This is a genomic window from Rhodococcus sp. (in: high G+C Gram-positive bacteria), from assembly GCF_049286785.1.
In the GTDB taxonomy this organism is placed as follows: domain Bacteria; phylum Actinomycetota; class Actinomycetes; order Mycobacteriales; family Mycobacteriaceae; genus Rhodococcus_F.
Map to the genome: position 1 here is coordinate 1 of NZ_JBAQEO010000867.1, position 13,230 is coordinate 13,230.

General features: G+C 65.3%; 10 protein-coding genes. 3 read left to right on the forward strand and 7 right to left on the reverse strand.

From position 1 onward, the window contains the following. Positions 1-50: 50 nt before the first annotated feature. The 3 genes from WAW17_RS30870 to WAW17_RS30880 all read right to left on the reverse strand — a co-directional run bounded on the left by WAW17_RS30870 (position 51) and on the right by WAW17_RS30880 (position 3,717). Complete coding sequence (locus tag WAW17_RS30870; protein WP_422336639.1) at positions 51-1,838, reverse strand: AMP-dependent synthetase/ligase; 1,788 nt, start codon at positions 1,836-1,838, stop codon at positions 51-53. Between the two features lie 138 nt (positions 1,839-1,976). Continuing rightward, positions 1,977-2,681 carry a heme peroxidase gene (locus WAW17_RS30875; protein ID WP_422336640.1) on the reverse strand — a complete coding sequence of 235 codons (705 nt, stop codon included), beginning with the start codon at positions 2,679-2,681 and terminating at the stop codon, positions 1,977-1,979. 214 nt (positions 2,682-2,895) lie between these two features. Beyond that, positions 2,896-3,717: a carbon-nitrogen hydrolase family protein gene (locus tag WAW17_RS30880; protein WP_422336641.1), complete on the reverse strand. Its 822-nt coding sequence runs from the start codon at positions 3,715-3,717 to the stop codon at positions 2,896-2,898. Between the two features lie 108 nt (positions 3,718-3,825). Between WAW17_RS30880 and WAW17_RS30885 the strand changes: the two genes are divergently transcribed. Beyond that, the gene (locus tag WAW17_RS30885) at positions 3,826-5,601 is read left to right on the forward strand and encodes a DEAD/DEAH box helicase (RefSeq protein ID WP_422336642.1); all 1,776 of its coding nucleotides are present in this window, start codon (positions 3,826-3,828) and stop codon (positions 5,599-5,601) included. Between the two features lie 81 nt (positions 5,602-5,682). On the opposite strand, the gene WAW17_RS30890 is transcribed toward WAW17_RS30885, so the two are convergent. Together WAW17_RS30890 and WAW17_RS30895 are read right to left on the reverse strand one after the other, a co-directional pair. Next, positions 5,683-6,324 carry a hypothetical protein gene (locus WAW17_RS30890; RefSeq protein ID WP_422336643.1) on the reverse strand — a complete coding sequence of 214 codons (642 nt, stop codon included), beginning with the start codon at positions 6,322-6,324 and terminating at the stop codon, positions 5,683-5,685. A gap of 77 nt (positions 6,325-6,401) precedes the next feature. Further along, positions 6,402-6,968 (reverse strand): DUF664 domain-containing protein, encoded by a 567-nt coding sequence (locus WAW17_RS30895; RefSeq protein ID WP_422336644.1) that lies wholly within the window; start codon positions 6,966-6,968, stop codon positions 6,402-6,404. A 195-nt stretch (positions 6,969-7,163) separates the two neighbouring features. Between WAW17_RS30895 and treS the strand changes: the two genes are divergently transcribed. Both treS and WAW17_RS30905 read left to right on the forward strand, forming a co-directional pair. After that, positions 7,164-9,020, forward strand: coding sequence for a maltose alpha-D-glucosyltransferase (treS, locus tag WAW17_RS30900; protein ID WP_422336648.1), 1,857 nt, complete (start codon positions 7,164-7,166; stop codon positions 9,018-9,020). After that, positions 9,017-10,411, forward strand: a complete 1,395-nt coding sequence (locus WAW17_RS30905; protein WP_422336645.1) for a maltokinase N-terminal cap-like domain-containing protein — start codon at positions 9,017-9,019, stop codon at positions 10,409-10,411. The genes treS and WAW17_RS30905 overlap by 4 nt, the downstream gene beginning before the upstream one ends. 97 nt (positions 10,412-10,508) lie before the next feature. Here the strand turns inward: WAW17_RS30905 and WAW17_RS30910 are convergent, their stop codons facing one another. Together WAW17_RS30910 and WAW17_RS30915 are read right to left on the reverse strand one after the other, a co-directional pair. Continuing rightward, the gene (locus WAW17_RS30910) at positions 10,509-12,401 is read right to left on the reverse strand and encodes an ABC transporter ATP-binding protein (protein WP_422336646.1); all 1,893 of its coding nucleotides are present in this window, start codon (positions 12,399-12,401) and stop codon (positions 10,509-10,511) included. A gap of 100 nt (positions 12,402-12,501) precedes the next feature. Next, positions 12,502-13,107, reverse strand: a complete 606-nt coding sequence (locus WAW17_RS30915) for an AMIN-like domain-containing (lipo)protein (protein WP_422336647.1) — start codon at positions 13,105-13,107, stop codon at positions 12,502-12,504. Positions 13,108-13,230 lie beyond the last annotated feature (123 nt).

A 13,230-nucleotide genomic window follows, 5' to 3' on the forward strand; every position in this document is an offset into this window, starting at 1 on the left:
ACAGAGAAGCCGGGCCACCGTATCCTGCGGGGATCCGAGGGGGTGTCGGATCAGACGTAGATGGCCTCGATCGCCGCGCCGTGTTCCTTGTGGATGATGTTGCGCTTGAGCTTCAGCGTGGGCGTCAGCTCGCCGGTCTCGATCGAGAAGTCGATCTCGAGGATCCGGTACTTCTTGATCTGCTCCGGATTGGACACCTTCTTGTTGCCTTCGGCGACGGCCTCGTCGATCTCGGCGACCAGATCGGGATGCTTGACCAGCTCGGAAACCGGCGTACCCGCAGCCATACCGCGGCGTTCGATCCAGCCCGGCAGGGCCTCGGTGTCGAGTGTGATCAGTGCGCCGATGAAGGGCTTGCCGTCGCCGACCACCAGGCACTGGCTGATCAGCGGGTGAGCGCGAAGTGCGTCCTCGAGTAAGGCGGGTGCCACGTTCTTGCCGCCTGCGGTGACGATGATCTCCTTCTTGCGTCCGGTGATCGAGACGTAGCCGTCCTCGTCGATCGAACCGAGGTCGCCGGTGTGGAACCAGCCGTCGCGAATCGACTCGGCGGTTGCCTGGTCGTTGTGCCAGTAACCGCTGAACACCGCGGGGCCCTTGAGGAGCAGTTCGCCGTCCTCGCCGATCTTGGCGGCGTGGCCGTTGACGGGCCTGCCCACGGATCCGACCCGCTGATGCTCCGGGGTGTTGATCGTGACGCCGCCCGTGGTCTCGGTGAGCCCGTAACCCTCGAGAACGGGAATGCCCACTCCGCGGAAGAAGTGCCCGAGGCGTGCGCCGAGTGCTGCGCCACCGGAAACCGCCATCTCGCATTCGCCGCCCAGTGCGGTGCGCAGCTTGGAGTAGACGAGCTTGTCGAACACGGCGTGCTTGATCTTGAGTCCGAGACCGGGTCCGCCGGACTCGAGAGCCTCGCTGTAGGCGATCGCAGTGGCGGACGCCTTCTCGAAGATGCTGCCCTTGCCGCCGTCGTACGCCTTCTGCTTCGCCGAGTTGTACACCTTCTCGAAGACACGCGGCACCGAGAGAATGAAGTTGGGCTTGAATTCCGCGAACTGGTCGAGAAGTGTTGTCAGGTCGGAGGTGTGCGCAACGGTGACCTTGTTCTCGAAGGCGCCGAAGGAGATTTCCCGCGCGAAGACGTGCGCCAAGGGCAGGAACAGGAGAGTGCGCTTGCCCTGCACCATCGAATTGGGAAGAGCCAGATGGACTGCCGTCGCTTCCGCGAAGAAGTTGGAGTGCGTGAGCTGAACGCCCTTGGGTCGGCCCGTGGTGCCCGAGGTGTAGATGAGGGTGGCCGGGGACGAAGCGCGCACCTGGTGGCGCCGCTCGTGCATCTGTTCGTCGGTGATGTCCTTGCCTCGGGACGCGAGCTCCTCGATGGCTCCGGCATCGAACTGAAGGACCTCGCGGAGCTCGGGCGCCCCATCGGTGACGGCCTTCAATGTCTCGGCGCCGGTCGCCGTCTCGACGACGAGGATCGCCGTCCCCGAATCTTCGAGAATCCACTGAGCCTGATCGGGAGCGGACGTCTCGTAGATGGCGACCGTGCATCCACCGGCGGTCCAGATCGCGTAGTCGAGCAGGACCCACTCGTACCGTGTGGACGACATGATGGCGACCCGGTCACCGAGCCCGACACCGGAAGCGATCAGACCCTTCGCCACGGCGGCGACCTGTTCGGCGAACTCTGCGGCGGTGACGTCTACCCAGCGGCCACCGACCTTGCGATTGAACGCGACGAAACCCGGATCTTCCTCGGCGTGACGGAAGACCGTGTCGGCCATCGAGACGTCCTCCGGAATTGTGAACGACTGCGGTACCGAAAATTCACGCACTGTGACCCCTCCACTGAAACAACATGAGCGATGTGCATTCGATCACATTTGTCCGGGTTTCGCACTAAGGTCTCGCGGCATGTGAAATGTGACGTCTCTGACCTGCGAAAATAGGTGTAACTTCGCGTTCACCTGTATTCAGGCGGCCCGTTCCAGCCGCCGGGTATTGACCGACAGCCAGCGCCGGATCGCGTAGTTCAGCTGGTCCGGATCGACGCCCAGCTCGCCGGCCGTGGCGTCGAGGATCTCATCCGCGTCCGCGCCGGCCGAGGACGCCGGTTCTCCGAGGACGCCGCTGACGAAGACGTCTCCGACCCGGCTCGGCGTGATGCCGGGGACGCCCGCAAGTGTGAGGAAATGCGCCCACGTGATGTCGCCGCTTTCGCCGCACACGTCGACCCACGCCTGATGGATCCGTTCGAGTGCTGCCTCGTCACGTGCCGCATCGAGAAGATCCTCGACACAATTGATCCGCAACGTGTGGAGTCGTTCGGCTGCCTGCTGGATGTGGCGAGCCTCGATCGGGACGCCCGTCGCGTTGTAGCGGCGCTTGTACGAGCCCACCTTGCCCGCCCACTGATCCGAGCTTCCGGCCTCCTCGAAGGTGCGCAGGAGATCGCGGGCGCCGTCGGTGAGGGGCTGATCCGCATGGGCCCGGCGGTAGGCGACGTAACGGTCGACCACAGCGACCTCACTGTGGCCCGCACTCGATTGGACGGATTCGATGATGCACAGGGCGAGGCTGTGCCGATACGCCTCGGAGGAGACCCAGCCGGACGGATCACCCAACCTCTCGCGGCAAGCGGCGACGATGGTTTCCACGGTGTCGGTAGACACGGTCACGAGGTCCTCCAAAAGCAGTCCGGTTCTGTGCTCTGCCCCACATATCGGCCCGAGCCCCTCGAATGTTGCACTGCCGAACGGAAATATCTCGAGTACCAGCGGGTAGCCTTCGCCAGCAGTTCTGTGACCTCTTCATCCGTGAGCTGATGAACGTCGACTTCGGCATTGCAGACGCTGCCCGGGCGGCCCACCGGAACGCCCCCCGCGCGGCAGACTATCCCCGATCCGGAGTCCGGGACCCGATCTCCGCGACGGTGAACCTGCGCAGCGTGAGCGCCGGGTTTTTCTTGCGCACCTCGTCGATCCGCTGCCGGGTGACCGCCGCCTGGACCGAGCCCACCTGCTCACCGAGCGAGGCGACGACCACGCCCATCGGATCGACGATCATGCTGCCGCCTGCTCCGGTGCGTGCGCTCTGATCGGCGGCCGCGACGTAGATGGTGTTCTCGATTGCCCGCGCCCGGATCAGCGTGGACCAATGGTCCTCCTTCAACGGCCCGGGTACCCACTGGGCGGGCAGCAACAGGACGTCGGCGCCCGCGTCGACGATGCGGCGAGTGACCTCGGGGAACCGAAGGTCGTAACAGGTCTGCATGCCGAAGGTGAGGCCGCCGACGGAGAACGTCTCGGGAGTCCCGACCTCACCCGCGCGGATGACCTCGGATTCCTTGTACCCGAACGCGTCGTAGAGGTGGAGTTTGCGGTACGTGGCAACGATGTCGCCTGCGGGACCGAGAGCGACCAGGGTGTTGGAGATGTGGTCGTCTCCGGGCAGCGCCTCGTTGACCCCCGCGACGAGGTACACCCCGAGCTCTCCCGCGGTGTCGGCCAGACCCGCGACGAACTCCCCGTCGAGACTTTCGGCCGACTCCACGATCCGGTGATCGGTTCGCGGCGCCGTGAACATCGCGTACTCGGGAACGACCACCACCTTCGCGCCGCGCGCCGCCGCCTCGATCGCGAGCGCGCGGATGGTCAGCAGGTTGTCGCGTTTGTCCTCGCCTGGGGCGAACTGTGTGACGGCCACATCTACCATGCCGTCCACGCTAGGCGACGGGCTGCCGCCGGGGTCTCGCGCGCCGATAGCCGCTTATTTGCGCGGCGCTGAAGATGCAGTCGCGGGCGTGCACTAAACTGCTGGTCAATGAGTGATATCGAGCGTGACCCCGAACCCCCCACTTTTGCCGACCTCGACATCGATGATCGGGTCTTGAAGGCACTGTCCGATGTGGGCTACGAGTCGCCCTCGCCGATCCAGGCGGCCACCATCCCGCCTCTGCTCGCCGGTAACGACGTCGTCGGCCTGGCACAGACCGGCACCGGTAAGACTGCGGCATTCGCTGTGCCGATCCTCTCCCGCATCGACCTGACGCAGAAGACGCCGCAGGCATTGGTGCTCGCGCCCACCCGCGAGCTCGCCCTGCAGGTCGCCGAGGCTTTCAGCAAGTACGCCTCACACATCCCGGGTCTGCACGTACTCCCCATCTACGGCGGTCAGAGTTACGGTGTTCAGCTGTCCGGGCTGCGGCGAGGTGCCCACATCGTGGTGGGCACGCCCGGCCGTGTGATCGACCACCTCGAGAAGGGCACCCTCGACCTGTCCAAGCTCACGTACCTCGTCCTCGACGAGGCCGACGAGATGCTGAAGATGGGCTTCCAGGAAGACGTCGAGCGGATTCTGTCCGATACGCCCGAACACAAGCAGGTGGCGTTGTTCTCGGCCACGATGCCCGGCGCTATCCGGAAGATCTCGAAGCAGTACCTTCACGACCCCATCGAGATCACCGTCAAATCGAAGACGTCGACTGCGTCGAACATTTCGCAGCGGTACGTCCAGGTGGCGAACCAACGCAAGCTGGATGCACTCACACGCGTTCTCGAGGTCGAGAGCTTCGAGGCGATGATCATCTTCGTGCGCACGAAGCAGGCCACCGAGGACCTCGCCGAGCGACTGCGGGCCCGCGGGTTCTCCGCCGCAGCCATCAACGGTGACATCGTGCAGGCGCAGCGCGAACGCACCATCGGCCAGCTCAAGAGCGGTGCACTCGACATCTTGGTGGCCACCGACGTGGCCGCCCGCGGTCTCGACGTGGATCGCATCTCGCACGTCGTCAACTACGACATCCCCCACGACACGGAGTCATACGTCCACCGCATCGGCCGTACCGGCCGTGCCGGGCGTGCCGGTGAGGCACTGCTGTTCGTCGCGCCGCGCGAGCGCCATCTGCTCAAGGCCATCGAGAAGGCGACACGTCAGCCGCTGGCCGAGATGCAACTGCCCAGCGTCGATGACGTCAACGCGCAGCGCGTGGCCAAGTTCGGTGACTCCATCACCGAAAGCCTCACGTCCGACAACCTGGCGCTGTTCCGGAAGATGATCGAGGACTACGAGCAGGAGCACGATGTCCCGCTCGCCGACATCGCGGCGGCACTGGCCGTTCAGTCCAGAGACGGCGAGGCGTTCCTCATGGCGCCCGAGCCGCCGCCCGCACCCCGCCGCGAACGTGAACCGCGTGAGCCCCGTGAGCGCCCGACTCGACGATTCGACGACGGTCCGCCGTCCCGGTCGCGTGGTCCGGAGGGCCAGGAACTGGCCACCTATCGCATCGCGGTCGGCAAACGGCACCGCGTGGTGCCGGGAGCGATCGTGGGCGCCATCGCCAACGAGGGCGGACTCCGTCGCAGTGATTTCGGGCACATCAGCATTCGTCCGGATCACAGCTTGGTCGAGTTGCCTGCAGACCTCGCCCCCGAAACTCTCGAGGCGCTACGCCGTACCCGCATCTCCGGGGTGCTGATCCAGCTGCAGCCCGACTTCGGTCCGCCGGCAGGCCGGTCGGGGCGCGGTGGACGCGACGACCGATCCGGTGGCAAGTTCCAGCGGGATCGCGACGGCAGTCGCAAGCCTCGCGAGGAGTGATCCTGCGGTAATTGTCAGTTCGCGGCGGGCCTCGATTCCCGGGGTCGCGCCCGGCAGGCGCTGAAGCGGTGACTCTTGTGACTATGCCGGGGGAGTGGGTGCCGGTTGCTCGGCAGCCGCGGCCTCCGACGGCAGCGGGCCCGCGTCGGGGACCTGGAACAAACCGACCGTCGGCAGCACGAAGCAGTTGGCGGAGGTGTAGCCCACCGAACCGAAGATCGAGGCCACGACGTTACCGGGGCCGGTGACCACGAGCTTGGACAGCGACGGGTAGCCGCCCTCGGTGGTGCCGTCGAGAGGGAGGATTCCGCTGCCGCCGGTGCTGGTGTTGATCCAGGCGACGTTGAGTCCGGAAGACTGCACCACGCCGGGATATGCCGAGAGCGCCTGGAAGCTGATCTCACCGGGCTTGATCTCGGCGGAGGGTCCGGTGGAGCCGGAAGCCATGGTGAGCGTGACGGGTGCGACGGTGCCGCACCCCACGGTCGGAGCGGTGTAGAAGAACGGCGTGTACGGACCGGCGACGTCACGGAGTTCGCCGGACGTGGCGAGGGCTTCGACCGCCGCCGTCGCCTCGGGGGTATCGGCCTCGGCGCGCAGTTCCGCGAGTCCGGGAACTTCCGGCGTCTCGTCGGCGCCCGCAATTCCGGGCAGTCCGACAGCTGCCGCGATGCCGACTGCCGTTGCCGCGATCGTACGTCGCGTGACCCTCTTACCCTGCACGTGAACTCCTCATCGTGTTGTCCGGTCGTCCTGCATTAGCACCCGATCGGACAACTTACCGCAGCGCGTGAGAACCCTCAGGACCAACCGGTGCCGCGCGCCAGCGTATCTGCCCGGGCGCCGTCGATGGACTGCCGGATGATGTCGGCGTGACCGGCGTGGCGGGCGAACTCCTCGATCTGGTGCAGCAGCAGGTATCTCACGGTGTAGACGACCCCGGGTTGCATCCATTGTGTGACTTCGGGGCGTAGTGGGACTTCGCGGTCGAGGCTCTCCTCCGCGGCGATCCCGGACTCGGTTGCCCGGCGCGCGTCGTCGAAGCGTGCAATGAGCGCAGCGACGGTGTCCTGGTCGCCGACGTTCCAGGCGGCCATCCACGCTGCGATGGGATCCCGGTCCCCGCTGCGGGGCACGCCAGTGATGCGCGAGGTCATCGCCTCCTCGCCGTCGATCACATGTTTGAGCAGCGACGACAAGCTCATCTCGCTAGCGCTGGGCACGCTGCGCGCCTGGTTTTCGTTCAGTCCGGCCAGGGCGTTCCGGAGAGCGGTGCGCTGGTTCTCCAGCAGCAGGAGGAGAAGTTCGCGTTCGTCGGTGACGGGATGTGCGGTGACGGGATGGTGGGTGGTGTGTTTCTCGTTCATGTTTCCAGTGTCAGGCCGATCGCGGACGGATCGTGTCCTCGATTACCGCGAGATTCGGATTTCGTTCGCGAGAAGTGGTGTGCCGGTGCAGCCTTCCGCGCGTCCCGAGCGCGCACCCTCGCCGCACCCTACGATCGATGCAGTGTCCGGGGAACTGGATGTGTTCCCGTGATCGAGTCGCAGACCGAGGTGCTTATGCCCCTGGAAGATTCGTCGTCGCGTTTCGACGTCGAGCAGTTCCGCAACGCCCCGCCCGGGCCCGAGCACGACCTGGAAGGCCATATCGTCGAACCACAGTCCGAGGAGTTCTCGCACGCGCGAGAACTGAAAGTGGACCACGAGTGGTTCAAGACGGCGGTGTTCTACGAGGTGCTCGTTCGCGCTTTCTACGATTCCTCGGGCGACGGCACCGGCGACCTGAAGGGGTTGACCTCCAAACTCGACTACCTGGCCTGGCTCGGGGTCGACTGTCTGTGGTTACCGCCGTTCTACGATTCCCCGCTGCGCGACGGTGGCTACGACATCCGTGACTTCCGCGCGGTGCTGCCCGAGTTCGGGACGGTGGAGGATTTCGTCGAACTCTTCGACGAGGCACACCGACGGGGAATTCGTGTGATCACGGATCTCGTGATGAACCATACGTCGGATACTCATGCCTGGTTCCAGGAGTCGCGTAGCGATCCCGACGGTCCGTACGGTGACTTCTACGTCTGGTCCGACACCGACGAAGGGTATCCGGAAGCGCGGATCATCTTCGTCGACACCGAGACGTCGAACTGGACGTGGGACCCGGTGCGCAAGCAGTACTACTGGCACCGCTTCTTCTCACATCAGCCCGATCTGAACTACGACAATCCCGAGGTTCAGGACGCGATGATCGACGTCCTGCGGTTCTGGCTCGATCTCGGCATCGACGGGTTCCGTCTCGATGCCGTCCCGTATCTGTTCGAGCGGGAAGGCACCAACTGCGAGAACCTGCCGGAGACCCACGCGTTTCTCAAGAAGTGCCGGGCGGTGATGGACGCCGAGTATCCGGGACGGGCACTGCTCGCGGAGGCCAACCAATGGCCGTCGGACGTCGTGGAGTATTTCGGTGAACCGGATGTCGGCGACGAGTGTCACATGGCTTTTCACTTTCCTCTGATGCCGCGAATCTTCATGGCCGTCCGCAGGCAGAACCGTTTCCCCATCTCCGAGATCCTCGCGCAGACACCTCCGATTCCGAGTTCGTGTCAGTGGGGAATTTTTCTGCGAAACCACGACGAGTTGACGCTCGAGATGGTTTCGGACGAGGAGCGGGACTACATGTATGCGGAGTACGCACAGGATCCGCGGATGAAGGCGAACATCGGCATCCGCCGTCGGCTGGCGCCGCTGCTCGAGAACGACCGCAACCAGCTCGAGCTCTTCGCCGCACTGTTGCTGAGTCTGCCGGGATCACCGGTTCTGTACTACGGCGACGAGATCGGCATGGGCGACAACATCTGGCTCGGTGACCGCGACTCGGTGCGTACTCCCATGCAGTGGACCCCCGACCGGAACGCCGGGTTCTCGCGGGCCGACCCGGCACGGATGTACTTGCCGGTCATCATGGATCCCACGTACGGCTATCAGGCGGTGAATGTCGAGGCCCAGATGAACTCGACGAACTCTCTGCTGCACTGGACCCGCCGCATGATCCAGGTCCGCAAGCAGCATCCGGCTTTCGGGACGGCATCCTTCACCGAACTCGGCAGTGCCAATCCGGCCATCCTGTCGTATCTGCGCGAGACCCCGCCCAGCCCGGAGCGGGATTTCAGCGACGTCATCCTGTGCGTCAACAATCTGTCCAGATTCCCGCAGGCGGTGATCCTGGACCTGTCGCAGTTCACGGGACGAATTCCGGTGGAGCTCACCGGCTCCGTTCCGTTCCCGGCGATTACCGACGAGGGGTACATGATCACATTGCCGGGACACGGCTTCTACTGGTTCGCGTTGCAGCCGGATCCCACGTCGGACGGATCGAGCGGCCATCGGGTGAGCAGTGAGTCGGAACAGGCGGTGACACCGTGAACGAGCAGACGAACGTCACGATCCCAGACGCGATTCTCGAACAGCAGTTGGCGCAGTGGCTGCCCGACCGTCGCTGGTTCGCCGCTAAGGGCCGCGCGGTGTCCGGCGTCCGGATCGTATTTCGTCATCCCCTGATCGACGTGTACGGATTCCGGGCGGAGCATCTCCTGATCTCGGTGGAGTTTCAATCCGGACCCCCGCAGGTGTATCAGGTGCCGCTGGGGTTCCGGAGCCACCTCACCGAGGACATGGAGCATTGGTCATTGCCCGAGGTCGGCGGAACGACGAACATGATGATCGCGTATGACGGTCTGCACGACTCCGAGGTGATCGGTCTATATGCCGATCTGCTCGCGTCGGCGGAGAGCGCCGGCCCGGTGCAACTGAGGACGGTCCCCGGTACCGTTATCGAGTCCGGTTTGCGCGGAAGGACTCTCGGGGCCGAGCAGTCCAACACGTCGGTGGTGCTCGGCGAGGAACTTCTGATGAAGATCTTCAGACTCGTGACACCCGGGGTGAATCCCGATGTAGAGCTTCATCTCGCGCTCGCAGCGGCCGGCAGCGAGTACGTCGCCGCCATCCGGGCGTGGATGGAGACCGAAGTCGACGGCACCACGACCACCCTGGCAATGGTCCAGGATTACAAGGCCAACTCCGCGGACGGCTGGAGCATGGCACTGGGAAGTGTTCGCGACCTGCTCATGGAGGCGGATCTGCACGCCGCCGAGGTAGGAACCGACTTCGCCGGTGAGGCTTTCCGGATGGGCGCCGCTGTCGCCGAGGTGCACGCCGCCCTCGCCCGTGCCCTCGGCACCGAGCAGGAGAGTGTGGCGTCCACCGCGGTGGAGGCGATGACGCAGCGACTCGATGCCGCCACGGCGATCGTCCCCGAATTGGACGAACTGGCACCCCTGATCCGTACCCTGTTCGCGCAGGCCGAATCGATGGGACAGATCACCGTCCAGCGGATCCACGGTGATCTCCATCTCGGCCAGGTGTTGCGCACGCCGGAGCGCTGGCTTCTCATCGATTTCGAGGGTGAGCCGGCCAAGACTCTTGCCGCGCGGCGGGCGCCGGACAGCACCTTGCGAGATGTGGCGGGAATGCTACGTTCCTTCGACTACGCAGCACATCATCTGCTCACCGACGATGCTCCTCTGGGAGCCACGTCGCAGCGTGACTTCCGTGCCAGGGAATGGGCACACCGGAACGGTGATGCCTTCTGCGAGGGGTATGCCTCCGTATCGGGTACCGACCCCCGCGCGAACGCCGCCCTGCTCCGCGCATACGAACTCGACAAAGCCGTCTACGAAACCGTGTACGAGGCCCGGAACCGGCCTCGGTGGATCGGTTTGCCCCTCGGCGCCATCCGCCGGCTGGCCGAAGGGTGAGACAGGGGATCAGGGACTACCTTCAGCCGACGGCGGGAACTGCATCAACCGTCGAAACGCCCGCTTACCGGCGCAGATCCCTACGGGGTTCGGGTCTTCAGTGCAATACCGCGGTCACAGCGGCGGAGCCCATCGTGTCGAACTGCGTGCGATACAGCTCCTCGTACCGGCCGCCGATGGCGAGGAGTTCGCTGTGGGTGCCTCGCTCCACGATCCGGCCCGCCTCGACTACCAGAATGAGGTCGGCGGCGCGAACTGTGGAGAGTCGATGCGCGATCACGACGGCGGTACGGCCGGCCAGCGCCTCACCCAGGGCTTCCTGCACTGCGGCTTCGGAGGTGGAGTCGAGATGGGCCGTGGCTTCGTCGAGGATGACCACATGGGGTTCGGCCAGGAGTAGCCGTGCAATGGTCAGACGTTGACGCTCACCGCCCGAGAGCCTGTAGCCCCGTTCGCCGACCACGGTGTCGAGACCGTCGGGCAGTGCGGCGACGAGTTCGGTGAGCCGCGCCCGTTCCAGCGCTTCGTCCAGTTCGCCGGGAGTGGCCCCAGGGCGGGCCAGTAGAAGGTTGGCCCGGACGGTGTCGTGGAACAGATGGCCGTCCTGGGTCACCATGCCCACTGTGGCGCGGATCGAGTCGGCGGTGAGGTCGCGCACGTCGACACCGCCGAGTTTCACCGAACCCGCGTCGACGTCGTACAGGCGGGGAACCAGTTGCGCGATGGTCGACTTGCCCGCTCCGGAGGAACCCACCAACGCCACCATCTGTCCCGGTTCGGCGCGGAACGACACGTTGTGCAGTACCTCGACTCCGCCGCGGGTGTCGAGGGTGGCGACCTCCTCGAGCGAGGCGAGTGACACCTTGTCCGCGGAGGGGTACGCGAACTCGACGCCGTCGAACTCCACGGACACCGGGCCATCGGGCACTGATACGGCGTCGGGCTTCTCCTCGATCAGCGGCCTCAGATCGAGGATCTCGAAGACACGCTCGAAGCTCACGAGTGCGCTCATGACGTCCATCCGGGCGCTGGCCAGCGCGGTGAGCGGTGAGTACAACCGGGTGAGTAGCATCGCCATGGCGACGACGGCGCCGGCGTCGAGTTGCCCGCGCAGCGCGTAGAAGCCGCCCAGTCCGTAGACGAGCGCCAGCGCGAGAGCGGACACGAGCGTGAGTGCGGTGACGAACACCGATTGCAGCATTGCGGTGCGGACGCCGATGTTGCGGACGCTCCGGGCACGCACCGCGAACTCGGTGGACTCCTCGGAGGGACGGCCGAACAGCTTGACGAGGGTGGCGCCCGGTGCGGAGAACCGCTCCGTCATCTGTGTGCTCATCACCGAGTTGTGGTTGGCGGCCTCGCGGCTGAGCTGTGCCAGCCGGGCACCCATCTTGCGGGCGGGAAGCACGAAGATCGGCAGCAGCAGCAAGGCGAACAGGGTGATCTGCCAGGAGATGCCGATCATCACGATGAGCGTGATCCCGAGTGTCACGAGGTTGGACACCACCCCTGACAGCGTGTCGCTGAAGGCACGCTGCGCGCCGATCACGTCATTGTTGAGGCGGCTGACCAGTGCGCCGGTGCGGGTGCGGGTGAAGAACGCGATCGGCATCCGTTGGACGTGGTCGAACACAGCGGTGCGCAGGTCGAGGATCAGATCTTCGCCGATACTGGCCGACAACCACCGGGTGATGAGCGCGAGGGCGGACTCGAGCACGGCGATGATCGCGATGAGGCCGGCGAGGCGCACGACCACCGACACCGCATCGCCGTCGACGATGGCGTTGACGACCCGTCCCGCGAGGACGGGCGTGGCCACCGCGAGCGCGGCCGTGACCACGCTGAGGAGGAGATACCACGCCAGGTTTCGCTGGTGGGGTGCGGCGAACCGGCCGATCCGCCGCAGGGTGGTACGGGAGAACGGTCTGCGATCTTCCTGAGCGTGCATCGCGTTGTACATCGCGTTCCACGCCGTGACTTCCATGCTCATGCCCGCAGCCTCCTGTCGCTACTCCCGCACGGTACGTCGGGTGTACGACAAAACGGTAAAACCTCGAGTTCACTCGAGGTCAAGGCGTTGAGGCGGCGAACTACCTTTTCGCGATGTCGACGATCACCCGCGTCGGGTTGGTGAGTGCGGTGACCGAGAAAGGTGAGCCCGGCTGCGAGACTCCGATGAACGATTGGGTCACTCCCTCGAACACGAGGGCACCGTGGACGCCCGTCACCGCGCCGCCGGGAGTTCCCGGCACCGGGTCGGGTCCCGCGTAGCCCTCCACACCGCTGTCGAACGGGTATGCCGAGCCGTCGATCAGAACCTGCAGAATGCCGCTGCCCGAAACGGGAACGGTTTTGCCGCTACCGTCTTGGATCGCCTCGTCCACGTACTGGACTCGCCACCCCGGTGTGCCCTTGCCGCCGAGTTCGTACACCACCCGGTCGTAGCCCTCATGCTCTCCGACGCGGACGTCGGTGACCGTCAGTTTCGCCCCCGCGGAGGCAGTGGATGATTTCTTTGATGCATCGGTCGGGATCGGGGCCTCGGATTCCGGACCACTCGTGGTTGTCGCCCCGGCCACCGCGGATGTCGTCGAGGCCATACTGCTGGGTGAGCCGGACTCCGAGCATCCGGAGACGGCAAGAGCCAGCGCAGCGGCGGCGAACACGGCGAGGGGACCGATCCGGTTGGTGATCATGGTCCGATCGTAAGCCTGGACGTTCTACAGACGTGGGAGCCTCGGTCGGTCGGGCCGTGGCGTCGGGATCGCGTCCAGGTAGAGCCACTGCCCGTCCTCACGCACGAATCGGCTGTTTTCGTG

Excerpts from the sequence above, each read along its gene's own strand:
- WAW17_RS30880 (WP_422336641.1), bottom strand. The coding sequence starts at position 3,717 with ATGGTAGATGTGGCCGTCACACAGTTCGCCCCAGGCGAGGACAAACGC.
- WAW17_RS30885 (WP_422336642.1), top strand. The coding sequence starts at position 3,826 with ATGAGTGATATCGAGCGTGACCCCGAACCCCCCACTTTTGCCGACCTC.
- WAW17_RS30895 (WP_422336644.1), bottom strand. The coding sequence starts at position 6,968 with ATGAACGAGAAACACACCACCCACCATCCCGTCACCGCACATCCCGTC.
- treS (WP_422336648.1), top strand. The coding sequence starts at position 7,164 with ATGCCCCTGGAAGATTCGTCGTCGCGTTTCGACGTCGAGCAGTTCCGC.
- WAW17_RS30910 (WP_422336646.1), bottom strand. The coding sequence starts at position 12,401 with ATGAGCATGGAAGTCACGGCGTGGAACGCGATGTACAACGCGATGCAC.
- WAW17_RS30915 (WP_422336647.1), bottom strand. The coding sequence starts at position 13,107 with ATGATCACCAACCGGATCGGTCCCCTCGCCGTGTTCGCCGCCGCTGCG.